The organism is Pseudoalteromonas tunicata, from assembly GCF_002310815.1.
Lineage (GTDB): Bacteria > Pseudomonadota > Gammaproteobacteria > Enterobacterales > Alteromonadaceae > Pseudoalteromonas > Pseudoalteromonas tunicata.
Window position 1 is genome coordinate 3,216,861 of sequence record NZ_CP011032.1, and the last position, 25,176, is coordinate 3,242,036.

Here is a 25,176-nt window from a genome sequence, read left to right on the forward strand (position 1 = left end):
GTGAATGTACTCGTAATTGGTAGTGGTGGTCGTGAGCATGCTTTAGCATGGAAAGCGGCGCAATCTGCAAAAGTAACTAAAGTATTTGTAGCTCCTGGCAACGCTGGTACAGCGCTTGAACCAAAATTAGAAAATGTGGCTATCGCGGTTGAAGACCTCGATGGCTTACTTACCTTTGCTAAGCAAAATGCAGTTGCACTGACTATTGTTGGCCCTGAAGTGCCATTAGTATTGGGTGTGGTTGATAAGTTCCGTGCCGCTGATATGCCAATTTTTGGCCCAACAGCGGGTGCAGCGCAGCTTGAAGGTTCAAAGTCTTTCACCAAAGACTTTTTAGCACGCCATGCAATCCCAACTGCTGACTATCAAACGTTCGAGCAAATTGAACCTGCTCTTGCTTATCTAGCGCAAAAAGGCGCACCAATCGTAATCAAAGCCGACGGCCTTGCCGCAGGTAAAGGTGTGATTGTGGCAATGACACAAGCCGAAGCAGAAGAAGCAATTCGCGATATGCTTGCGGGTAACGCCTTTGGCGCTGCGGGTAGCCGAGTAGTTATCGAAGAGTTTTTAGATGGTGAAGAAGCCTCGTTTATTGTGATGGTAGATGGCAAAAACGTATTACCATTTGCAACCTCACAAGATCACAAGCGTGCTTATAACCAAGATCAAGGTCCAAATACGGGCGGTATGGGTGCCTACTCACCAGCTCCTGTTGTGACCGATGAAATCCACCAGCGCATCATGAACGAAGTCATTTATCCAACTGTTGAAGGAATGGCGGCAGAAGGAAATCCATACACAGGCTTTCTTTATGCGGGTTTAATGATTGCAGCCGACGGCACGCCAAAGGTAATCGAATATAACTGTCGTTTTGGCGACCCAGAAACACAACCTATGATGCTACGTTTGCAATCAGATTTGGTAGAGCTAATTGAAGCAGCAAATCGCGTTGAGCTTGATAAAACTACGATTGAATTTGATTCACGTGCAGCTGTGGGTGTTGTGCTAGCAGCTGCAGGCTACCCTGGCGATTATCCAAAAGGTGATGTTATTTCTGGTTTAAAAGTTACTTATCCTGATGGGCAAAAAATATTTCATGCTGGGACCAAACAAGTTGGTGATGATGTCGTAACAGCCGGTGGTCGCGTATTGTGTGCCACAGCGTTAGGCCACACAGTAACTCAAGCGCAACAAGCCGCTTATGCTTTAGTTAACGAAGTAAACTGGCAAGGTGTTGAATACCGCACTGACATCGGCTATCGCGCTATTGAGCGTGAACAAGCATAATTACCTGTATTAAATACAGTTTATTAGCCACTATTTCAACGGATGCACTTAATATTGCATCCGTTTTTCATTTGTAAACTTTTCAATCCATCTTATTAACGTCTACACTTGCTAAGTAAAATAAATCAATGTCGGCCACACTAACTCGATGCCTATAAAATCAAAAATAGCTTATCCAGCCGCCTTTTTAATTATCATAATTATATCTATGTTATTGAACCATATTATAAAAATAATTGGTGATCCGACATTACGTACCATTGAACATACGCAAATCATTTATACCCGCACAGCTTATTTCATCGACTCGAATAACAACATGGAATTTGATGACTTAATGACAAAACCGCACTTATTCACTAATGCTCCATTAAGTAATGTGCCATGGAGTTTTATCCAACAAACATACTGGCTAAAGTTAACACTTGACAACAAATCAAATAAAAACAATATATTATTCGCTTATTTTGATAATCCTATGCTCGATGAGCTTGATATTATTCAAGTTAATAAAGCACAGCACCTCGTTAAGAAAAAACAATTGGGGGATCATGTTAAAGAATTAAGCCTTGCGGATAAAAGCTTTCCAACCTTTAGTTTTGCACTTGCAGCGCATGACTCCACAACTTTGTTTTTAAGAATAAAAACAACTGGCATCGCAAAAACCCCAATCCAAATTTATAGTGCAAACGAATATTACCAATTTAAAGAAATCGTCCATTTCATCTGGGGAGCTTTTATTGGTATTTGCATCATGATAGCGCTTTATAATCTAGTACTATTTTATGGTATCAAAGACCCGGTTTATCTTATTTATATTGGTTATATTATTTCAGTATTAATGCTGACTGGTGTTGTACTTGGTTTTGGCCATTACATTTGGCCGAGTGCGCTAGAATTTCAGCTACATCAGCATGTTATTTTTCTTAATTTTTCAATCGCGATTTTTTCATTATTATTTACTCTCTCATTTTTACGCTACTTTAAAAGTCGCGGCCGCTTGTTTATTGTCGCCCGTTATTTTTTGTATTGCATGATGTTCTTTGCCACACTTTCTTTGCTACTTCCTGAATATATCGCAGCACCAATTTTCTTTATTAACATGGCCATTTTGTATGTCATTACCTTCACCCTAATAGGCTACAAAATTAGGCTAGGTTTTCGTTGGGCCAAATTTTATGTCATCTCTTGGCTACCGATGATCCTTTGTGCACCCATTCAGCCATTAATGCTCACGGGTAAAATTGAATATTCATTTTTAACCAGTTACGCCTTTTTAATTGGCGTATCACTCGAAATTATTTTAATGGCGATGGCGCTCGCAGACAGAATGCGTTATCAAAAAGAAAAAGCACTCTATAACGCAACTCACGAGCTGACGACTGGTTTGCCTAATTTAAATTTATTAGAAACTCGTTTAAAACAATTACAGCAGCAAGACGTTAAATACAGCCTGTGTGTTATTGAAATTACCAATTTTCATTCAATTTCGCCTTATATTAGTAACCAAGAAATTGATAAATTAATTTTAAAAGTTGTTCAAGATATCAGTGCACAAATCAATACTGACCGCCGCTTTATTGAATTTGAAGATCAACAAGGAATGCCTATAAAAGTAGCAAAAGCACGCGATGGTGTTTTAGCCATTTTGGCGAGTAAATTTATTAACTTACAAGCTCTGTTATTACAGTTAGAGAAAATTCAGCACACCATAAATAAAGATTTAACCTTAAGCGGTTTGTTTATCAATCTCGATACCCACATTGGTGTATGCGACCACCCAGGAAAAGAAACCCTGATCAGTCATATCATCAGCCAAGCTTTTCAGGCTTTAGCCAAAGGCAAACGCGAAGGTGCTGATATTTGTATCTTTGAAGATAGTGAAGACTTTAATGTTACCCAGCGCCTTGCGCTCGCCACCCAGTTACAACAAGCGATCCGTAATAATGAATTAGAGCTCTATCATCAACCACAAATCCATCTAGCGACCAATACCATTGCCGGCTCTGAGGTATTGCTGCGCTGGAATCACCCCGAATTTGGTTTTGTTCCACCTGATAAATTTATTAGAATTGCCGAAGATACCGGCGTCATTAATGAATTGACACTTTGGGTCATTAATAGTGCATTTAAGCATCTCAATGAGCTTATAAACCAAGGTATTAGTAATCATAAAGTGTCGATTAATATCAGCGGAAAAGACATTAGCATGCGTGGTTTTTTAAACAAAATAAGCATGGCGCTCGAAGTGTCTCAAGTCCCTCCTGAGCTTATCAATCTAGAATTAACAGAATCTGTCATGGTAAGTGACTTCAAAATCCTGAGTGAATTAATGAAAGCGTTTGCCAATATGGGAATTAATGTATCAGTGGATGACTATGGTACTGGTTATTCATCACTGGCCTATATTTCGCAGCTGCCTTTTAATGAATTAAAAATAGATAAAAGTTTTGTCTTAAATTTATCTGAATCACCACGAAACTACACCATAGTTAAAAACACTATAGAGATGGCAAAAAACTTACACCTGTGTGTGGTTGCAGAAGGCGTTGAAACAAGCGCAGTTGAGCAAAAACTGCGTGATTGTGGCTGTGATATTGTGCAAGGTTATTACTACAGTAAACCACTTCCCTTTTCTGAATATTTGATTTGGTTAAGAAAATATCAAGAGCAATCAATTATCCAAGTTTATTAACTCAATGTTTGTTACTATGGTTACCTGAATAATTGGGGGCGAACCAAGCATGCAAGGTACATTAAAAAAACTAAAAGCAAGTTTAACCACACCTGTCGAATACCATTTACCTGTTGGCGATCAGTTAATTCCACTTAATAGTCTAATTGGTAAACCATTTACCATCAGCTATACCGGCAACATTTTTTGCAGCAACTGCGCTAAAAAAACCAGTAAAAGCTACTCGCAAGGCCATTGTTTTGTATGTATGCGCAAGCTAGCTAGTTGCGACATGTGCATTATGAAACCAGAAACATGTCATCATGCTGCTGGCACATGTAAAGAGCCACAATGGGGTGAAGAAAACTGCATGATCCCGCATTATGTCTATCTTGCCAATACTTCAGGCCTTAAAGTGGGGATCACTCGCCACACCCAAGTGCCCACCCGCTGGATTGATCAAGGCGCGACTCAAGCATTACCTATTTTTAAAGTGCAAACTCGCTTGCAATCAGGTTTAGTTGAGGTTGCACTTGCCGAATTTATCGCTGATAAAACAAATTGGCGCACCATGCTAAAAGGTCCGGGTGACGCGATAGATTTAAAAGCCGCTGCAGCCGAATTAATCCCTCAAATCAAACCAAAGCTTGATGAGTTAGCTCAGCTTTTTGGTGCCACAGCAATTGAAGTCCTCAATGAAGAGGTTGTTGATTTAGCGTATCCGGTTAATCAATATCCTAAAAAATTAACCAGTTTTAATTTTGATAAAGACCCGAATATTTCAGCTGTATTATTAGGAATTAAAGGCCAATACCTTATTTTTGATACTGGCGTTATTAATATCCGTAAATTCACTTCTTACGAAGTCTCAGTGTCATTTTAAAAGTGGTTCCGGCAAACTTGCTAAGACTGAAAACTTTTTTTGTGCGATAAAACGCACATATTCACATGGATACAAGGGTTTACTAAAATAAAACCCTTGTATTACATAACATTCTAATTGCTCTAAAAATCTCAATTGTGCAGCTTTCTCAACCCCTTCGGCCACCAGACCTAAGCGCAAACTTTTAGCTAACGCAATAATCGCGGTTACTATTTGGCTATTTCCATATTCATCAGGTACTTTGGCAATAAAGCTAGCATCTATTTTTACGGTATCAATGGGTAGTTGAGTTAAATAACTCAGCGCCGAATAACCCGTACCAAAGTCATCAAGCGCGATTTTAACACCCAATTTTTTCAAATTGGTAAGCACTTTTTTAGCCTCTGGTAATGAGGAAATAAAACTCGTTTCAGTGATTTCAATTTCAACCCAATGAGGGTCAACGTGCCAATAATGCAGCGCATTTTGTACCGCAAGCACTAAATTTCCTTGGCTAAAATGTAAAGCAGATACATTAATGGATACCTTTGCAAACGGCACACCTTCATCAAGCCACAGCCTAATTTGCTGACAAGCCTTATTTATCACCCAAATATCAAGTTCAACGATTAACCCTAGATTTTCTGCCAGTGGGATAAATTGTGCAGGAGAAATACTACCAAGTTCAGGACTTTGCCAACGAACCAAAGCCTCAAGCCCTGTTAAGCGTTGGTGTTTAGCATCTATTTGAGGTTGAAAACACAATTTAAACTCATTAGTTCGTAATGCTTTTTTAAATTTACTTTCCATCGCCAATCGCTCTAATGAGCGCGCATTCATTGCAGGTTTATAAAGCTGAAACGAATTGCGTCCCAAATCTTTGCTGCGATACATAGCAACATCAGCATGTTTGAGTAAACTTTGTGAATCAATGCCATCATCTGGATAAACAGCTGCCCCGATTGAGGTCGTTATCGATACATCCAACCCATTCAATTTAAACGGAGCTTGGAGCTGATGAATAAGCTTATGAGCAAAAATTGTGAGCTGCTCTACATCGCTTATTTCTGTAATTAACAAAGTAAACTCGTCCCCACCTAAACGTGCCAGCGTATCCCCTTCACGAACACATGCCTGTAATCGCTCGGCCACTTGGCGCAATAAAATATCGCCAACGTTATGCCCCATAGTGTCGTTAATTTGTTTAAAGTGATCTAAGTCTAAAAACATTACAGCTAATTTACTGTTATCACGATGCGCAGTTGCCAACGCCATTTCAAGACGATCGCTAAATAATCGTCGATTAGGCAAATGCGTCAGCTCATCAAAGTATGCCAATGAAATAATGCGTTTTTCAGCTTTTTTGCGCTCGGTAATATCGCTAAAAATTGCCGCATATAACAGCTCATCATCGTCAGGCTCTTTTATTTCAATAATGGTGAGCCATTCTAAATATACCTCACCATTTTTCTTTTTATTCCAAATCTCACCTTGCCACATATGCTCACGACGTAAACATTGCCACATATGATCATAAAAGATTTTATCATGCTTACCTGAGCTTAATAGACTGGGCGTTTGACCAACAACATCCTCGGCACTATAACCGGTTAATGTGGTAAAAGCGGGATTTACCTGAAAGATAGTGCCCTTATTATCGGTGATCATCACGCCATCAAGCGATGCATTGATTATTTGTTTTGCTAAAAATAAGTTTTTTTGGGATGTTTTAAGTGCTTGATTACGCTGCGAGAGTACTGTTTCAAGTTCAGTCATATACGCAGCTTCAATATCGGTAATGATATGACTGAGCGATAATATCCCACAAATAGTAAGATCTTGATCTTCAACAACTAAATGGCGGATATTATTCGCTTTAAGTAAGTGATATGCACGATAAAGACTAATATCACGCCTGATTGTTAACAACGGCCAGCTTGCAAGTGACCAACAGCGACTTTGATGTTTATTGTCAGCCAATACATGGAGCAAATCTCGCTCAGTGATAATGCCCGTTTGCTGGAGTTTTTGATTAAAGACTAAAACGGCGTTAACACGTTGACGACGCATATTTTGCGCAACATCATTAATACTTTGTTCACTATCGATTATAGGCACTTGGGCATTAAAACTTTGCTCAACTTGGCGAAAATGCAAATAATGTTCAAGCCCCTGATTTTTAACAACATCACTTAAACTTATCATGCCTATGGGTTGGCTACTTTCATCAACAACCAACAAGTGGCGAAAATGATGATGATGAAAAATAGCAGTAACATCAGATAATAAAGTTTGCTTAGTTACTTTTTTTACCGGAGAACTCATCGAATCTGTAATACATGTTTGAGCAAAATTCGACGCTAAAAAATCGACTTTTGCACAATCTGATTCAGTCCAAATACCAATGATTTGCCCTTTGCTGGTGACAAAAATAGCACTGACATTATGCTTTTTCATAATTTTAGCGGCATGCGCTAATGTGGTGTATTCATCGCAAGTGACCAAATTTGCAGACATTACATCAGCTGCGGTTATTGCTTTTGACTTCATTTGCATACTATAAAATTCAGACAATTGACTAAAATAGCCGCAAGGTTAGCTTAAATTAGTAATATTCAAATTGATTCAGAACAAATTTCAGCCAATAATAACCCAATAACCTTACGACTTAGGTCTTCTTATTTATGCCCAATTTTCCAATTTTATGTTTTACAGTCGGATTTGATGACGTGAGTTATTTTGCTAAGCAAACTAACTTAAGTGAATATTTAGCAAGCCTGCCACAAAGCATGCATCAAGACCTACGCTTAGTATGCCAAGATGGCTTTGAATATGACGGCTTATTTAACCAGCTTGGACAAGTATCACTGGAAGATTTTAGCCATAAAGTGAAACACACTTTAGTGCTTGAGGGTCAATGTTGCATCGATAAAATAAAACTGAACGATTACCAGCAAGGTTTTGCACTATTGGCTGAGTTTGCCGATTAATCGACAATCAAAAAGCCTCACGCAAGCGAGGCTTTGGTTTTTAATTTAGTCTTCTTTTTTCATTTTTTCTGCATATGTTTACGCATTTTACCCAGTTTTTCTTGCTGTTCAGGGGTTAGTACATTCCACACTTGGTTATTATAACGCGCGTGAATAACTGCCATTTCAAGCATTTCGGCTTGATTACCTTGCATCACACTGCGAAATGCAGCCTCATCAAACTGTGCGGCATGAACAATCGCTTTTGTTTGATCTTTATTGCTTTTCATCACGTCTTTAAACGGGCTTAAATCAGCTTTACTGAGCGTAGCAATAGCCGCAATTTGTGCCTGTTGACTATCAGTTAACTCGAGTCGTTTAGCTGCTTTTTCAGATTGTAAAAAACGAAACATGTCATGGTCTGGTTTGGCCATGCTTGCTGTTGAAAATAATGTTGCAGCACTTAATCCAGCAATCATAACTAATTGAGATAATTTCATAGTAATTCTCCTAATGGGTTGACGATGTAACTATAACGGTCTTAATGAAAAGGAACGCAAAGCAACGTAAAGGTTGTGTAAAGAATGCCAATTCAATTTATAGCGAGGTAAACTAGAGCCATTAGAGGAGATTAAAATGCAAATATTACTCATCGATGATGACATCGCACTGTGCGAGTTACTTAATGAATATCTAGGTGCGCAAGGGTTCAATTTAGTAATAAAAAATGACGGTGATGCTGGCCTAAGAGCAGCATTAGCCGACGATTTTGCATTAATATTACTCGATGTGATGCTACCAAAACGTGATGGTTTTGAAGTATTAAAGCTCCTACGCCAGCAAAAGCTGACCCCTGTTATTATGCTCACAGCCCGAGGAGAAGATTTTGACCGCATTTTTGGTTTAGAGCTAGGTGCAGACGATTATTTAGCAAAACCCTTTAATCATCGTGAGTTACTCGCTCGAGTAAAAGCGATTACGCGTCGGATTGAGCATATTACCGCCGCAAATAAAACACAGAACTTACTTTGGCATGATATTGAAGTTAAAACTCAAAGCCGTGAAGTTTATGCTGCAGGGCATGCTTTACTGTTAACTGGGACCGAATATGAGATTTTACATTTGTTGTTAAAAAATGCAGGGGAAATCATTAGTAAAGAGCAAATTAGCGAACAAGTGCTTGGCAGACGTTTGGCCGCTTTTGACCGCTCCATTGACATGCATGTTAGTAATATCCGTAAAAAAATTGCCGAACACATTAGTGATGAAAGAATTAAAACGATTCGAGGCACAGGTTATATTTTTGTCTATGGAAGCTAGCCATGAAAAATATTAGTTTTGACCCAAGGCGATACCTTTTTTTTAAAATCTTTTTATGGTTTTGGCTTACCATTTTAGCCACCATTAGCTTGGCATTATTTTTAAGTAATATCACCGCCGGTAATGTCACTAGTGAGCCACTCGAAGGCCCTATGGCAAAAAATATTCAGCATTTAGCATCAAATGTTGAGCGATTAGCCGAAAAAAACCAACGCAGTATCCAAGAAATTGTTAGCCATCCGAGAATGGCTAAAATGCGATTAATTTACGTTACGACTGAAAGTGGTGACGAGAGTTTTTTTAATCAAGAAGTACCTGAGAATCTCGACATTAGCCTGATAAATTTTAGCCGTGATTTATTACCTCAATTTATTTTAACCGAGCGCTACCACGCATTTGGGCCAGTCAAACTAACAGTACAAAATAAAAACTATCTTTTTTATGAAATTCAACCCGATGCAAAACCTCACTTAATTTTTAGATTAAAGCTCATGCCATTGTGGTTGAAACTTCTCATTGCCCTTGGCGCTTCACTAAGCTTAAGCCTGCTATTTAGTAAAACACTGATGCAGCCTATCAATGCATTAAAACAAGCTGCTGGCGAATTAGCGCTTGGCCAATTAAAAAGTCGAGTATCAAACTTACGCCCGCGTCACGACGAGCTTGGTGAATTAACCGCAGAATTTAATAAAATGGCTGAAAAGTTAGAACTCTTAGTTACAAGCCAAAAGCGCTTATTAGCTGATATTTCACACGAACTTCGCTCTCCACTAACTCGCTTACAAATGGCCGCAGGGCTTGCACAAATGCAAAGTTCTGAGCAAGCATCACCTTATATTCAACGCATTGAGCAAGAAGCTGAAAACCTCGATAAAATGATTGCCGATGTGCTGACTCTTTCTCGCTTAGAAGCGCAAAGCCACACCCTATTTAAAGAGCTCAATGATATTAGTTCGGTATTAAACCAAGTGATTTCCGATGCGGAATTTGAAGCCAAACAGCACAATAAATCGTTAGTCTGCGATGGTGAAATCAATTGTCAGTTTAACTTTGACGCCAAAGCATTAGCCAGTGCTCTAGAAAACCTATTACGTAATGCGATTAAATATGCCTCTGCACAAGTGCATGTCACCTTGCTGCAACAAACCGATAGTATTACGGTTATCATTTGCGATGATGGCCCTGGAGTGCCCGATGAGTACCTCACCGCCATTTTTGAACCTTTTTTTCGGATCTCTCAAGCCAGAGACCGTAATTCTGGTGGTACTGGGCTTGGGCTTGCAATCAGCAAACACGCTATCGAAGCACATCAAGGTAAAATAACGTTATGTAATCAGCCCAATTCAGGCCTCTGTGTTACAGTAACTCTACCACTGGAACACTAAAAAATGTTTATTAGTCAAGAAGATAAGTTAATTGAAAACCAAGCCGAAATTAATTTATTTTGGCAGCAGCAGGTTGTACAAGATAAGTTATTACTTAGTGATCATACGCTGCATTACGCTTATGTCATTCCAGCCCAGGCAATACAGGCAGTTGTAATAAGCAGTGGTCGTATTGAAAGCTTATTAAAATACCAAGAGCTTATTTGGGAATTAGCACAAAATAACTACGCGGTGTTTATTATTGATCATCGAGGCCAAGGATTATCAAGTCGTGATTTAGTTAATCCGCACAAAGGGTATATTGCGGATTTTAAAAACTATACCGATGACTTTTCACTTTTTAATCAGCAAATTGTTGATTCACTTTGGCACGGAAAAAAATATTTATTAGCGCACTCGATGGGCTCTGCGATTGCCACATTATATTTAGATCATTACCCACATCGTTTTAGTAAGGTAGCTTTGTGTGGTCCAATGTTTGGCATTGATTTAGGCAAGGCGCCTGCATGGTTAGCAAAAGGGCTCACTCAAACATTAAATCGTCTTGGGGCAGGTAAACGCTATTTTATCGACCAAGGTGATTATCTAGCAAAACCTTTTAGTGAAAATGAGCTCACAACAAGTGCATTGCGTTATCAACTATTTCGCCAAACTTACCAAGCAAATCCTGTTGTTCAATTAGGTGGGGTAACTGTAGCTTGGCTCAATGCTGCTTTTATTGCGATGGAAAAATTAAGTAAAATCAACCTCACTTTGCCAACCCTAGTTTTACAAGCCGGTGCCGATTCTATCGTTGATAACAGCGCGCAAAATGCATGGCTGAGTCATAACAAACACGCCCAATTGAAATGCTTTGAGCAAGCCAAACATGAACTGCTGTCCGAACAAGATAAAATTCGAACACCAGTCATGACTGCTATTTATGAATTTTTTGATCTCAGTACTACAGAGACAGGATCTTGATGGATTAATACATCAATCTGACCGCTCATCTTATTTGTCAAAATTGCCACAATCTCATCGGTTACTTTATGCGCCTGCACCAAAGGTAAATGGTCATCAAGTTCAATGTGTAATTGTACAAACTTAATTTGCCCAGCTTGGCGGGTTCGCAAATCATGTGCACCATGTACTTGCTCATGGCTGCACACCCAAGAGAGTATCTGTGATTTCTCTTCTTCGGGCAGTTCTTTATCCATCAAATGGTCGGCGCTTTCAAGTGCAACCTGCCACGCATTGAAAAGTAAATACCCAGCTACTGCAATTGCAAAAAAACCATCCGCTTGTAGCCAACCGTAATAAGCAAGCACCATAGCTAAAATAACACTGGCATTTAAAATCAAATCCCCTTTGTAATGGATTGAATCGGCTTTAATAGCTATTGAATTAGTTTGTTTAATCACTTGGTTTTGCACCAAAACAATGGCTAAAGTACATACAATCGCAAACACACTTACACCGATACCAATGCCAGTATTACTTACGGTCGATGGGTTTATCAGTCTTTCAACCCCATGAAATGCTAATAAACAACCACTTCCAGCTATAAATGCAGCCTGTCCAAGTCCCGCTAACGATTCAGCTTTACCATGGCCAAAACGATGATCATCATCAGCTGGTCGCAGCGCATAGCGTAGTACAAAAAAATTCATTAATGTGGCTGTGATATCCATCAAAGAATCAGTTAATGAGCCAAGCATTGCAGCTGAGCCCGTTGTTAACCAAGCCCACACCTTGGTTAAAATCATCAAACTAACTAAAGCCATAGTGCTCCAGCTCGCCAACTTAACCCAAAATGCATAATCTCTTTTGCTCATTGATGCTGTCCGATTTATGAAAACGATTCAAGGAATGATATCATTTTAATACGCCTATCAACCTCTTTTTGTTACTATAACCTGCGATGTGTAAAAGCGCACATCATCCCTTTTTGGCTATTTAATTGAGGCAATTATGCTCGACATCGTTTTATATCAACCTGAAATTCCACCTAATACAGGCAATATTATTCGTTTATGTGCCAATACTGGCTATTCGCTTCATCTTATCGAACCTCTTGGTTTTGAATGGGACGACAAACGAGTGCGCCGTGCAGGACTTGATTATCATGAGTTTAGTCATGTAAAACGCCATCCGAGCTTAGAAAGCTATCTTGCCACTGAAAAACCGAAGAAAGTGTATGCATGTACCACCAAAGGATCAGGTCCTTATCATCAAGCCCAATTTGCAGCGGGTGATTGTCTATTATTTGGCCCTGAAACCAGAGGTTTACCAATGGAGATTATCGAATCACTCCCAAACGAGCAGCGCCTTCGCATCCCGATGCAACCTAATAGTCGCAGCATGAATTTATCCAATGCCGTTGCTGTATTTATTTATGAATCTTGGCGTCAGCTGGATTTTGCAGGCTCAGTTTAACATTTTCGACCCAATTTTTGGGTCGGCACATCTTCTTTGAATATGAAAACAAAAACCAATTAAACTCAACAACTTGAAACAAAGCCAGCAACGTTTAAAGCAAGTTTCCATAAACTAAACTAAACTCAAACTAAATGGATTTTAGAGTTTATGACTTATGAAACGGATGTCGCTTTATCTCCTTTATTTAACCCTTTTTTGCTGCCAACTATGCTTTTTTGCGACAGCAAAGCAACATTTAATTATTGATAATAAAATAATTAATGGTGCTGAAATCCTACAAATTGAACAAGATTTTGCGGGTAACTTTTGGCTTGCAACAACATCAGGTCTTTATCGGTTTGATGGCATTAATTTTGAAAAAATCAACGCAACCCATTTGCCTGGGCTAGTTGGTGATGCATATTCAGAAATTACCAGTAACAAAGATTACATTTGGTTGGCGAGCAATTTAGGCCTTGAACAAATATCAATTAAAAATCAGAGTAGCCAACATCTCTATCATGGCCCAGTCAGCAGTTTGGCACTGGATAAACAGGGAGTAATTTGGTTTTTAAGCCAAGGAAAATTGCATTTTTATAACCGAGAACAGCAAACAATAGAACAAATTAACCTGCCTATGGGCATAGCCAATCAATTTAGCCTTGTTTCTGATCATTTACTATGGCTTGCAAACTCAAACCAACAGCTTTTTATGATTGATACTTTAAGTAATGTTATTTTAGCATCACATCTCGTTGCTGATGGTATTAAGCATATTTCCGTCGATAGCCAAGCAAGAACATGGTTAATAACACGAAAAAATCAACTCCTACAAATTAAAGACCTTCAATTAAAACCCTATTTAGCCTTATCCGAAATAAGTATAAAAGCACTCAAACACACCCTTAATGGATATTTTTATTACGCAACTAATAATGGGATTTTTAAACACGATAGTCTTAATGAAATGGATATGGCGATTGATGCTATACCAGCATCCACCTTAGATAAGAGCTATATAGACAACCAACAGCGGCTTTGGTTTAAAAATTCACACGGTCAGTGGGTAACCTCGTATACCCCATTAGTTTTGAAGTCAACCATTCCTACAGATCACCCATTAAGTGATTTACAGCAACTTATCACTAAAAACATTACAGCAGGAACTGCGTTTAATAACATCATCAATTATCAAGAGCATCAATGGTTTTTGAGCCGTTATGATGGGGTTTATCTATTTGATTCGCAGTTAAAGGAATTAAAAAAAATATCAATGGAGCAAGGTGTTAAGCATTTAGCGCTAGCCAATAATCAGCTGTGGTTAAGTACCGATGAAAATATTTTTTACCTAAATTTAAATGATTTTAACAGAGGTGCTAAATTAACGTTTGAAGGGATCAGCGCCATTGCGCACTATCAATTTAATGAAGTTATTTTCACTACCAACAAACACCTTTATCACATCAAAAACAACCAAACACGGTTGCTTTACTCGTTACCAAACACAGTTTCAGACATTAATGACTTACGTTATGATGCGCTTAATAATGCATTTCTTTTTGCAACTGAAAACGGTCTTTGGCGTTTAAAAAATGAAGAATTAGTTAATGGTAAATTTGAGTTGCTGCTTGAAGGCAAAATCACAAAAATAGCCGCGAATACTTTAGCTAAAGATTGGTTATTGTATAACCAACACGTCGCTTTATTTGACGCAACTGCGATGCAGCTTGAATACATAGACAATCAAGTAACGGATAATTTTTTACTAAATTTCTTACCGTACAAACAACAATTATTGCTAAGCCACAACCAATCGTTATTTTTATTAAAACCACAACAAACAACCCAGCAGCTAACCGATAGATTAAGGCTCTCTGAAGTCAATTTCTCCCATAATGGACAAAATTCATTACTGTTTCCATCTAATACAATATCACTACCAAACAATGCACAAAACATTCAACTAAAAATAGCTGCACAACTGCCAAATGAAGCAAAACTGTTTAATTTAAAATATCGTTTTAAACCAAACACCGAATGGCTAGACTTGGCACCAAACCAAGCAACACTAAACCTAATATCCTTGCCGCAAGGCACTCATAACCTTCAAATACAAAATGATGGACAACCATCATTACAAACAATCGATTTAACGCTTATTAGCGAAGATACAAAACAACTTAACTTTTCGCTATTTTATGCTGCACTTTTACTGCTAGCCTTTATTTTATTATTTTGGTTTATCAACAAAAATAGAGCGATAAAAAATAAAACTCTCACATATTCACTGTTAAATCAGACCAAAGAAGCAGTCTGGATTGCAGATCACAATTTAAAAATTATTGAAGTAAATGCCGTTTTTAGTCTATTAACTGGCTTTAAAAAACTAGAGTTAATAGGAAAATCAGCGCGAATCTACAATCAAAAAGGACGAGATTTAAAACTAGAACAGCTCATTTTTCGAGAACTCCAAACCCATAACTTTTGGTCTGGACAGATTTGGAGCCAACGCAAGAATGGCGAGGACTTTTATTTAGATTTAACAATCACTAAAACCGAGCAAAAGTCATTTTTCAACTTTAAAAACAAATTAATGTATATAGGAATGTTTACGGATCAAACCGTAAAAAAACGTAACGAAAAAGAATTACAACGCCTTGCAACTCGCGACCCAATTACAGGGCTGGCTAACCGTACTTTATTTATTGAACACTTAAGCAAAGCAATTAATGATAGTAAAGATGCCCATCCAAACTTTGCCTTATTATTTTTAGATTTAGATAATTTCCATAAAATTAATGAATCTCTAGGACATACCGAAGGTGATAATTTACTGAAACTAGTGAGCGACCGAATAGCGCAAAACCTTGATAGTAGCTGTACTTTAGCTCGCTTAGGTGGGGATGAATTTGCCATCCTAATTCCACCTTATCTGTATTCAAGTATGACTATCTTTTACCTCAAAAGAATAGCTGACAAGTTATTAACTCAAATTAACCACTTTACCTTAAACAATATTGAAGTCAGCGTTTCATCAAGTATCGGTATCGCGCTTTTTCCTGATAATGGCCTTGATTCCGAAAGCCTAATGCGAAGTGCAGACAGCGCACTTAACTACGCTAAACGCAATGGTAAAAACTCTTTTCAGTTTTACGATAAGCGTCTTAAAACAGCGAATGTACAAACACTTTCAAAAGAAAGCGCCCTATTTCATGCGATTGAAAATCAAGAATTTATCCTTTACTACCAACCTAAATTTAATACGCTAACCAATAAAATAGTTGGTTATGAAGCATTGGTTCGCTGGCCTCAAGCTGATGGCACAGTGGTTGGCCCGGGTGAGTTTATACCAATTGCAGAGCAAAATGGCGCTATCATTCCTTTAACAAAAGTGCTTGTTCAACAAGCATTTAAACAAACGAAAATATGGTATGAACAAGGAAAACTCGAAGGACGCATTGCAATTAATCTATCAGCTGTCCATTTTCAACAAGCAAGCCTGATTGAGGATTTAGCTCATTACTTATCAATATTTAATATCAGTGGCCGTCACTTCGAACTAGAAATAACCGAAAGTGCAATGATGCAAGATCCTGAGTTTGCTCTAAACCAAATGAATAAATTAAAAACCCTTGGTTTTTCAATCGCGTTAGATGACTTTGGTACTGGGCATTCTTCTTTAAGTTATTTAAAGAAATTTCCAATTGATACACTTAAAATTGACCGTTCATTTATTATTGATATCACGACCAGTGAGCAAGATCGTAACATTACTTCAACTATAATTCGCTTAGCTAAGTATTTGAACATTAGTGTCGTCAGTGAAGGCGTAGAGACTTATGCGCAAGCCTACTTGCTTCATGTGATGGGTTGTAATGTGGTGCAAGGCTATTACTTTAGCGCGCCGGTTGCGGTACAAGAAATTGAAAATTTGAAAATTACCAAAAAAATCAAACTTTCAGATCAAAAGGCTGGTTAACTCTCAGCCTTTTTTTCTCTACCTAATAACGACATTGCTGCTTCTTTAACATTTTTACCTTCGTACAAAACTTGATAAATCTGTTCGGTTATTGGCATTTCTACTCCAACACGTTTAGCAAGTAAATATACTTCTTTAGTATTACGATATCCTTCAACGACTTGGCCAATTTCAGTTTGCGCTTTTTCGACATCAGACCCCTGACCTAACGCTAGGCCAAAACGACGATTGCGAGATTGGTTATCAGTACAAGTTAAAATTAAATCACCTAAACCGGCCATACCCATAAAGGTGTCAGGTTTTGCCCCCATGGCACAGCCTAAACGGCACATTTCTGCAAGTCCGCGGGTGATTAAAGCGGTACGTGCATTAGCACCAAAGCCAAATCCATCAGAAATACCAGCGCCAATGGCAATCACGTTTTTGACCGCTCCGCCCAGTTGTACGCCAATAAAATCATCATTACTATAAACACGAAATGAACGCCCGCAATGAAGATAATCAGACAGTTGTTTAACAAATAACGGATCAGTTGAAGAAACAGAAATTGCTGTAGGTAAGCCCATCGCCATTTCTTTAGCAAAGGTTGGCCCTGAAACAACAGCTAGGGAAATTTCATCCCCCAGAATCTCTCTGGCAACATCTTGTAATAATCGACCAGTATTAGGCTCAAGTCCTTTTGTCGCCCAGGCAACTTTACTACCTGGCTGTAAAAAAGGTTTAATACTAATCAGTGCTTGTGCAAAAGCATGGCTTGGCACTACCACCAAAATAGTATTAGATTGGCTAACCACTGTTTGTAGATCCGATTCTAATGACAATGATTCAGGAAAAGCGGCACCTGGCAAATAACGCTCATTTGCACGATCTTTTGCCAAAGTTTCGATATGGCTTGCATCACGTCCCCAAAGGCCTATTGCATGGTTATTTCTAGCCAAACAAATAGCAAGGGCGGTCCCATACGAGCCCGCCCCTAAGACTGACACAGCGTATTTAGCTGTTGTCATAATTATGCGTCTGCTTGAACCTGCTCAGCTTGAGCTGCACGCTGCTGAACATATTGACCAAATAATGCGTCAAAGTTAACAGGCGCTAAATTTAATTGTGGGAATGTGCCACGATTAACTAAATTTGAAACCGCTTCACGCGCATATGGGAATAATGTATTTGGACAGAATGCACCTAACATGTGTGCTAGTTGGCCTTCTTCAACAGCAGTAATGGTGAAGATACCCGCTTGTTGTACTTCACATAAAAATGCTGTTTCGTCACCGATAGTTGCTGTCACAGTTAACGCTAAAACAACTTCAAATACACCCTCGTCTAAACGAGCTGAACGAGTGTCTAGATCTAATTTAACTTCAGGCGTCCATTCTTTTTGAAAAATTGCAGGTGAATTAGGCGTCTCAAAAGAAATATCTTTTGTATAAATACGTTGAATTGCGAACTGAGGGCCTACTTGCTCTTGCGCTGCATTTTGATCATGTTCTGCCATGTTACTTCCTATTGAATTTATTAATTATTTGAGCAAAGTATCAAGTTTACCCTGCGAATCTAGCGCCATCATATCATCACAACCACCGATATGTTGATCACCAATAAAAATTTGTGGCACCGTATAACCACCATTTGCTTTTGCTACCATTTCATCACGAAGTTCAGGCTGCTTGCCAATATCAAACTCGGTAAATGGAACACCTTTACTGCTTAAAAGTGCTTTTGCACGAATGCAGTAAGGGCAATAATCTTTAGTATAAATAACGACTGTTGCAGCCATTGTTTAACGCTCCGTGGTCATTGGTAAACCAGCACTTTGCCAAGCACCGATCCCACCTGAAAGAATAAAAACGTGCTCAAAACCAGCTTTGTGTAAATTATCAGCTACGCCTGAAGCAGTCATTCCTGTATTGCATACGACTATAATGGGCGCATTTTTTAGCTTTTCAAGCGCAGAAAACTCTTTTTCTTTCGCTTTTTCAGCACTTAAATGAACTGAGCTTGCAATGTGACCTGTATTAAAATCTTTTAAAGCACGAATATCAACCGCAGTTGCATTTTCACGATTGATTAACAACGTTAATTGCTGAGGATTAATATGCTTAATTGCTGAAAATCTCGCTTTGAACCAACCTAAGACAATCGCCATAACTAAACCGATCCAGATCAAACTTAAGATCGGATGATTTCCGATAAATTCTACGAATTGTGCCATTGACCTTCCACTTTTCTTATTTAAGTTTATATAAAACGCGTAAGTATACACGCTTAGCACTAAGATACCAGCCTCTGAGATAAAGCCAAACCGACTCTCTGAACAGTTTTTACTCACTTGTAAAAAGCTCGTTGCGGCGGCAATTTTATACCTTAATATTTTATATCTATAAAGGTGAATTATTTTAATATCTCAGTTTCTTTGCTGAATAAAAAAACAAAAAACGGTATGCTAAGGCCATTCATTTCAAAATTTGATTTGCGCCAAAGCACAGGAGCTGTAATGACATTGAAAAAAAAGCCTTTAGTATTGATAATCTTAGATGGCTGGGGCTATAGAGAAGACCCAGAAAGTAATGCCATTTTAGCTGCAAACACTCCTGTGATGGATAAATTATGGCAGACCTGTCCAAGTACCTTAATATCAGGTTCAGGCCTTGATGTTGGCTTACCACCAGGTCAAATGGGTAACTCAGAAGTTGGCCATGTCAATTTAGGTGCAGGTCGAATCGTATATCAAGATTTCACGCGCATTACAAAATCAATCGCTGATGGTGATTTCTTTGAAAACCCAACATTTGTTAATGCAATAGACCAAGCCGTTAAGAATAATAAAGCTGTTCATTTAATGGGTCTATTAAGCCCCGGAGGTGTTCACAGCCATGTTGATCATATTTTAGCAACTATTGAACTGGCAGCTAAACGTGGCGCCAAAGCGGTTTATTTACATGCTTTTTTAGATGGCCGAGATACAGCTCCTCGTAGTGCACAAGAATCGATTGATTTAGTTGATAAAAAATTCAATGAATTACAATGTGGTCGTATTGCTTCTCTGATCGGCCGTTATTACGCAATGGATCGAGATAATCGCTGGGATCGCGTTGAAAAAGCATACAACCTAATGACTCAAGCGAGCGCTGAATATCACTTTAATGATGCCACTTCAGCACTTAAAGCAGCATATAACCGTAATGAAAATGATGAATTTGTTGCGGCCACCAGTATAACGCCAGCAAAGCAAGATACAGCTCAAATAAATGATGGCGATGCTGTTCTATTTTTAAACTTCAGAGCCGATCGCGCTCGTCAAATGAGTCGCGTATTTGTTGATAAAAACTTTGATGGTTTTGTAAAACAAAAAGCACCTGAATTAGCCGCATTTGTCACCATGACCGAATATGCCAAAGATATTCCAGCACCTTCTGCTTTCCCATCGGTTGCATTAACAAATGTACTCGGTGAGTGGTTAGCAAAGCACAATAAAACGCAATTGCGCATTTCTGAAACCGAAAAATATGCTCATGTAACATTTTTCTTTAGCGGCGGTCGAGAAGCATTGTTTGAAGGTGAAGATCGTATTTTAATCCCTTCACCTCAAGTGGCAACTTATGACCTACAACCCGAAATGAATTCAGAAATGCTGACAGATAAACTGGTTGAAGCAATTCATGCAGGTCAACATGATGTCATTATTTGTAATTACCCAAATGGTGACATGGTTGGTCACTCAGGCGTATTTAGTGCGGCAGTAAAAGCCTGCGAGGCCGTAGATCATTGTATTGGTAGAGTAATTGAAGCCTTAACACAAACGGGCGGCGAAGCGCTTATCACGGCTGATCATGGAAATGCTGAACAAATGCAAAATGAAGAAACTGGACAAGCGCACACTGCGCACACGAGTGAACCAGTTCCTTTTATTTATTTTGGACGCCAAGCTCAGGCTTATTCAGATAAAAAGCTCAGTGATGTTGCTCCAACCATGCTGCATTTACTCGGTATGGCTCAACCAGAGGAAATGACTGGCACAACAATCATGCAAGTACAATAAACGTTATGGGTAATACAATAAAAAAAATAATCTTACCCTTAGTGTGCACCTTACTTTCATTGCCATTAGCCCACGCTAATGGCAATGAAACTCGCACCAAAGAAGATCTCGAACAAATCCAAAAAGAACTCAAGCTCAATGCTGAGCGCTTAGCAGCGCAAAAAACGCAAATAAGTCAACTTGAAGTAAACCTTAAAAATTCTGAATTTGAAATTGCACAAAATGCAAAATCACTCAAAGAGCTGCTTTTTTCAACCGAATTTAACCGCAATGAACAAATTGCACTTAAAGATAAAATTAATGAACTGACACAAAATAAATCAACGCAGCAGGCTGCTCTTGCAGCACAGCTCAAAAGTGCCTTTATGACAGGCAGCCATGATTACAGCAAGTTGCTGTTAAATCAACAACAAGTCGCTAGTTTTGAACGTACTTTAAGCTACTACAGCTACCTTAACAATGCACGTTTACAGCAAATTGACGCCTTAAAAAATACGTTATTAGAACTCGCCAATACACAAGAAAAATTAAAAAATAGCGAGAATGAGTTAATTAAATTAGTCGCTGAACAAAAACAAAAACAAAAAGCCCTAGAGCTTGCGCAAAAAGATCGCAAAGAAAATTTAGCCCAGTTACAAAAACAATTTTCATCTACTTTGTCGGCTATTGATTATCTAAAACAAAATGAACAAGTACTTGTAGAAACGTTAGAAGCTTTGCATGAAGAAGCTAAAAAAATAATTAATTTAGATGGGCTTATGGCATTTAAAGGTCAACTCAATTGGCCAAGCAGAGGTAGACATAGCCATAAATTTGGCCAACACAAGCATGGCAATTTTAAATGGAAAGGAGTTGTGATTTCAGCCAAAGAAGGCAGCCCTGTTTCAACTATTCATGATGGTCAGGTCGTTTTTTCCGATTGGCTAAAAGGCTTTGGCTGGGTGATTGTAATTGATCATGGTGAAGGATTTATGAGCCTCTACGGTCACAATCAAGCCATTTTAAAAGAAGTGGGAGACAAGGTTACCAAGGGAGAAGTCATCGCTTTAGTTGGACAAAGCGGTGGACAAAGCGATCCTAGTCTATACTTCGAAATACGGCATAAGGGAAGTGCGGTAAACCCCACCACATGGTGCAAAAAACTATAATGTAAGTAGTTGGTTGCACTCGAATTAGGAGTAAGCCAATGAAATATTTATCCCAATTCATTGTTTGTTTTTATCTAACATTTACTCTCCCTAGCTCTGCGCAGGCTAATGAGCCTGCAGCTGAGCTGCAAGATATTTTAGAACATATCCAAGCTTTTTATGTCGATGAAATTGATCCTAAAAAGTTAAATCACACAGCGATAGATTCACTCATAAAACAACTTGATCCTCACTCGGACTATTTAGATCCTGAAGAATTAGAAGATTTATTTAATATCGCAAATGGTCAATATACGGGCTTGGGCATTGAAGTTGAACAGCGAGATGAGCATATTATTATTGTATCCGCGCTGCCAAATTCACCGGCCTCACATGCAGGAATTAAAAAAGGCGATATTTTACTTAAAGTAAATAATGAAACTGTGATTAATGAGCCAATTAAAAAAGTGGCTGCACTAATCAGTAAATCAAAAACACCTCAAATTAAGCTAGCGATAGCAAGAAGTGGCTATAGTGATGCGCTGCAATTTACCCTTGAAAGAGAAAAAATTGCAATTGAAAGCGTTTCTGGTCAGCTCAATGAACATGGCTATGCATCCATTCGGATCAGTAATTTTAATAATCACACCCTGCATGATTTGGCCAGACTATTAGCCCAATTAGCCAATGAAAATGGACAAAATCTTAAGGGACTACTCATAGACCTACGTGACAATCCCGGTGGCGTTCTTGGTAGCGCGGTTGATATCTCTGATTTATTTTTGCAACATGGCACAATAGTTACAACTAAAGGCCGCTTTTATGATGCTAATCATAAGTATTTGGCTAAAACAGGCGATGTACTTAATGGTGCGCCTATTGTTGTCCTCATTAATAAAGGCTCAGCTTCTGCGGCTGAGATTTTAGCTGGCGCATTAAAGGATAATCAACGAGCCATTGTAGTTGGCACTCGATCATATGGTAAAGGCTCTGTTCAATCTCTCATCCCGCTTGGAGATGGCCATACAGCCCTAAAACTTACCACAGCTAAATATTACACTCCATCGGGTCAATCTATTGATGGCATTGGTATTGTGCCTGATATCGCAATAGAACAGAGTAAGCTGCCAAGTGAAGATGGCCAGACCTTGTTAAAAATGAGTAGCGGGAATAATAATCAACCCTTGCTTACCGCGTTTCGCGATGTACAATTGGAAGAAGCTCAAAAAATACTGAAAAAATATTAGTTAAGGTATTTTGTTCTTTAAGGACAAAACAATAATAAAAATAACTGAGCAACTCATTACTCAATACGTAATGGGTTGCCATAATAATAAAAAGATATAATTGTGCGCTTAAAACTCAGGATGCTTTCTTTGATAGCTTTAATGGTTAGCCATTTTAGTTATGCAGGCCAAGTGGCCATCGTTATTGATGATATTGGATATCATGAACGAGATCTCGACGCTATCAACCTCCCAGGAGAGGTGTCTTTTTCTATTCTACCCTTTACTCCTTTTGCTAAATCATTTGCACAACAAGCACAATTGGCAAAAAAAGAAATGCTATTACATGTCCCCATGCAAGCGATTAGCGGCAAAGAGCTCGGGCCCGGTGCAATTACCTATGATATGAATAAAGAGCAGCTTCAACATATGCTCGCCCGTGCTTTGGATGATTTACCACAAGTAAAAGGTATCAATAACCATATGGGGTCACTTCTAACCCAAAAAATAAAACCTATGTCTTGGACCATGGAAGTACTAAAAGAAAGGAATTTGTACTTTTTAGATAGTAAAACAACTCAGCATAGCCAAGCACAACATATGGCTAATTTATTTGGTGTAGATAACATCAGTCGTCATGTTTTTATCGATAACATTCCAAGTGAAAAACAAATGACTTTTCGAATGAACCAGCTGATCCGCCTCGCAAAAAAGAATGATTACGCAATTGCAATTGCGCATCCTTACCCTGAAACATTGGCCTTTCTTGAACAAGCATTACCAAAATTAGCTGAGCAAGGGATCAAGTTAGTTCCACTGTCAGATTTAGTTACTAAAAAATATGTACGTTTAGCTGCTTTAACTCAAGCGAATCCGCAACAGCAAACCCAAGAATAAGCCTTATAAAATAAAAAACCGCTTCAATTGAAGCGGTTTTTTTATTTTATTCAATTTATAATTTAAGCCGTTAACAGGTGCTGCAATTTCTTCATTGCTGTTTTCTCAAGCTGCCTAACACGTTCAGCTGAAACATCATATTTTACCGCTAAATCTTGTAGTGTAGCCTTGTCATCACTTAACCAACGGGTCTGAACGATATCTTGAGAGCGTTCATCTAAACTTTTTAATGCGTGGAATAAACGATTGTGAGTTTGCTCTTCCCACTGCTCTTCTTCAATTTTATCGGCTAAATCAACACTATTATCTGTTAAATATTGCACAGGGGAATATTGCGTTGCAGAAGTTGAATCATCATCATCGGTTGTTAAGTCAAACACCATGTCTTGACTGCTCATTCGTGCTTCCATCTCACGTACATCTTTTTCTGTCACGCCTAATTCATTGGCAACTGTTGAAACTTCTTCAGGATTAAACCAACCTAAACGCTTTTTATTCTTACGCAAATTAAAAAATAACTTACGCTGAGCTTTCGTAGTAGCAACTTTTACAATACGCCAATTTTTTAGCACATATTCATGAATTTCAGCTTTAATCCAATGTACTGCAAATGATACCAAACGAACGCCTACAGTAGGGTCGAAGCGTTTTACAGCTTTCATTAAGCCGATATTCCCTTCTTGAATTAAATCAGCTTGTGGCAGTCCGTAGCCCGAATAACCTTTAGCTATGTGAGCAACAAAACGTAAATGCGACATGATAAGCTGTCTTGCAGCATCTAAGTCACCATCTTGCTGTAGTTTTACTGCTAATGCTTGTTCATCTTCAGCACTTAGCATTGCAATACCGCTAACAGCTTGAAGATATCCTTCCATGCTGCCACTTTGCTGTGGAACTGTTAACATCATTGCTTGTAAATCTTTGCTCATATTTCACCTCTTGGGTCCATCTTTTAAACAATATTAGCACTCTTTTATCGAGAGTGCTAACTTCATTTCGTTTCTTATGACC

At 38.6% G+C, this 25,176-nt stretch carries 21 protein-coding genes; 13 read left to right on the forward strand and 8 right to left on the reverse strand.

Annotation, left to right across the window (positions count from 1 at the left end; all coding sequences use genetic code 11):
• From purD to PTUN_RS14630, 3 genes are all read left to right on the forward strand, one after another.
• On the forward strand, positions 1–1,287 hold the full coding sequence (gene purD, locus PTUN_RS14620) for a phosphoribosylamine--glycine ligase (RefSeq protein WP_009837716.1): 1,287 nt from the start codon (positions 1–3) through the stop codon (positions 1,285–1,287).
• A gap of 208 nt (positions 1,288–1,495) precedes the next feature.
• Positions 1,496–3,982: an EAL domain-containing protein gene (locus PTUN_RS14625; RefSeq protein WP_162892527.1), complete on the forward strand. Its 2,487-nt coding sequence runs from the start codon at positions 1,496–1,498 to the stop codon at positions 3,980–3,982.
• Between the two features lie 49 nt (positions 3,983–4,031).
• On the forward strand, positions 4,032–4,844 hold the full coding sequence (locus tag PTUN_RS14630; RefSeq protein WP_009837718.1) for a DUF2797 domain-containing protein: 813 nt from the start codon (positions 4,032–4,034) through the stop codon (positions 4,842–4,844).
• Here the strand turns inward: PTUN_RS14630 and PTUN_RS14635 are convergent.
• Positions 4,836–7,379, reverse strand: coding sequence for an EAL domain-containing protein (locus PTUN_RS14635; protein WP_009837719.1), 2,544 nt, complete (start codon positions 7,377–7,379; stop codon positions 4,836–4,838). The two genes, PTUN_RS14630 and PTUN_RS14635, sit on opposite strands and share 9 nt — an antisense overlap.
• Before the next feature lie 128 nt (positions 7,380–7,507).
• Between PTUN_RS14635 and PTUN_RS14640 the strand changes: the two genes are divergently transcribed.
• Positions 7,508–7,813 (forward strand): hypothetical protein, encoded by a 306-nt coding sequence (locus PTUN_RS14640; protein ID WP_009837720.1) that lies wholly within the window; start codon positions 7,508–7,510, stop codon positions 7,811–7,813.
• 59 nt (positions 7,814–7,872) lie between these two features.
• On the opposite strand, the gene PTUN_RS14645 is transcribed toward PTUN_RS14640, so the two are convergent.
• Positions 7,873–8,292 carry a Spy/CpxP family protein refolding chaperone gene (locus PTUN_RS14645; RefSeq protein ID WP_009837721.1) on the reverse strand — a complete coding sequence of 140 codons (420 nt, stop codon included), beginning with the start codon at positions 8,290–8,292 and terminating at the stop codon, positions 7,873–7,875.
• A gap of 136 nt (positions 8,293–8,428) precedes the next feature.
• On the opposite strand from PTUN_RS14645, the gene PTUN_RS14650 reads away from it, so the two are divergent.
• Genes PTUN_RS14650 through PTUN_RS14660 form a run of 3 tightly spaced genes read left to right on the forward strand, consistent with a single transcriptional unit; the run spans position 8,429 to position 11,460 of the window.
• Positions 8,429–9,112 (forward strand): response regulator transcription factor, encoded by a 684-nt coding sequence (locus PTUN_RS14650; protein ID WP_009837722.1) that lies wholly within the window; start codon positions 8,429–8,431, stop codon positions 9,110–9,112.
• Positions 9,113–9,114: 2 nt separating this feature from the next.
• Positions 9,115–10,497, forward strand: coding sequence for an ATP-binding protein (locus PTUN_RS14655; protein WP_009837723.1), 1,383 nt, complete (start codon positions 9,115–9,117; stop codon positions 10,495–10,497).
• Between the two features lie 3 nt (positions 10,498–10,500).
• Positions 10,501–11,460 (forward strand): alpha/beta fold hydrolase, encoded by a 960-nt coding sequence (locus PTUN_RS14660; RefSeq protein ID WP_009837724.1) that lies wholly within the window; start codon positions 10,501–10,503, stop codon positions 11,458–11,460.
• Here the strand turns inward: PTUN_RS14660 and PTUN_RS14665 are convergent.
• On the reverse strand, positions 11,418–12,314 hold the full coding sequence (locus tag PTUN_RS14665) for a cation diffusion facilitator family transporter (protein ID WP_009837725.1): 897 nt from the start codon (positions 12,312–12,314) through the stop codon (positions 11,418–11,420). The two genes, PTUN_RS14660 and PTUN_RS14665, sit on opposite strands and share 43 nt — an antisense overlap.
• Positions 12,315–12,450: 136 nt before the next feature.
• Here PTUN_RS14665 and trmL point away from each other — a divergent pair, with 136 nt between their 5' ends.
• Together trmL and PTUN_RS14675 are read left to right on the forward strand one after the other, a co-directional pair.
• Positions 12,451–12,915 (forward strand): tRNA (uridine(34)/cytosine(34)/5-carboxymethylaminomethyluridine(34)-2'-O)-methyltransferase TrmL, encoded by a 465-nt coding sequence (gene trmL / locus PTUN_RS14670; RefSeq protein ID WP_009837726.1) that lies wholly within the window; start codon positions 12,451–12,453, stop codon positions 12,913–12,915.
• A 166-nt stretch (positions 12,916–13,081) separates the two neighbouring features.
• Positions 13,082–16,876, forward strand: coding sequence for an EAL domain-containing protein (locus PTUN_RS14675; RefSeq protein ID WP_009837727.1), 3,795 nt, complete (start codon positions 13,082–13,084; stop codon positions 16,874–16,876).
• On the opposite strand, the gene gpsA is transcribed toward PTUN_RS14675, so the two are convergent.
• From gpsA to PTUN_RS14695, 4 genes are read right to left on the reverse strand one after another with little or no spacing between them, the layout of a single operon-like run.
• Positions 16,873–17,883, reverse strand: coding sequence for an NAD(P)H-dependent glycerol-3-phosphate dehydrogenase (gpsA, locus tag PTUN_RS14680; protein WP_009837728.1), 1,011 nt, complete (start codon positions 17,881–17,883; stop codon positions 16,873–16,875). The two genes, PTUN_RS14675 and gpsA, sit on opposite strands and share 4 nt — an antisense overlap.
• Before the next feature lie 2 nt (positions 17,884–17,885).
• Positions 17,886–18,371, reverse strand: coding sequence for a protein-export chaperone SecB (gene secB, locus PTUN_RS14685; RefSeq protein ID WP_009837729.1), 486 nt, complete (start codon positions 18,369–18,371; stop codon positions 17,886–17,888).
• 24 nt (positions 18,372–18,395) lie between these two features.
• The gene (gene grxC / locus PTUN_RS14690; RefSeq protein ID WP_009837730.1) at positions 18,396–18,653 is read right to left on the reverse strand and encodes a glutaredoxin 3; all 258 of its coding nucleotides are present in this window, start codon (positions 18,651–18,653) and stop codon (positions 18,396–18,398) included.
• Between the two features lie 3 nt (positions 18,654–18,656).
• The gene (locus tag PTUN_RS14695) at positions 18,657–19,088 is read right to left on the reverse strand and encodes a rhodanese-like domain-containing protein (protein ID WP_009837731.1); all 432 of its coding nucleotides are present in this window, start codon (positions 19,086–19,088) and stop codon (positions 18,657–18,659) included.
• A gap of 282 nt (positions 19,089–19,370) precedes the next feature.
• Between PTUN_RS14695 and gpmI the strand changes: the two genes are divergently transcribed.
• The 4 genes from gpmI to PTUN_RS14715 all read left to right on the forward strand — a co-directional run bounded on the left by gpmI (position 19,371) and on the right by PTUN_RS14715 (position 24,165).
• Positions 19,371–20,915 (forward strand): 2,3-bisphosphoglycerate-independent phosphoglycerate mutase, encoded by a 1,545-nt coding sequence (gene gpmI / locus PTUN_RS14700; RefSeq protein WP_009837732.1) that lies wholly within the window; start codon positions 19,371–19,373, stop codon positions 20,913–20,915.
• 5 nt (positions 20,916–20,920) lie between these two features.
• Positions 20,921–22,063 (forward strand): murein hydrolase activator EnvC family protein, encoded by a 1,143-nt coding sequence (locus PTUN_RS14705; RefSeq protein WP_009837733.1) that lies wholly within the window; start codon positions 20,921–20,923, stop codon positions 22,061–22,063.
• 38 nt (positions 22,064–22,101) lie between these two features.
• Positions 22,102–23,289: a S41 family peptidase gene (locus PTUN_RS14710; RefSeq protein ID WP_009837734.1), complete on the forward strand. Its 1,188-nt coding sequence runs from the start codon at positions 22,102–22,104 to the stop codon at positions 23,287–23,289.
• 120 nt (positions 23,290–23,409) lie between these two features.
• Positions 23,410–24,165, forward strand: coding sequence for a divergent polysaccharide deacetylase family protein (locus tag PTUN_RS14715; protein ID WP_009837735.1), 756 nt, complete (start codon positions 23,410–23,412; stop codon positions 24,163–24,165).
• Between the two features lie 62 nt (positions 24,166–24,227).
• Here PTUN_RS14715 and rpoH read toward each other — a convergent pair whose 3' ends face one another.
• Entirely contained in the window at positions 24,228–25,094 is an 867-nt protein-coding gene (gene rpoH, locus PTUN_RS14720) for an RNA polymerase sigma factor RpoH (protein WP_009837736.1), read from the reverse strand.
• Positions 25,095–25,176 lie beyond the last annotated feature (82 nt).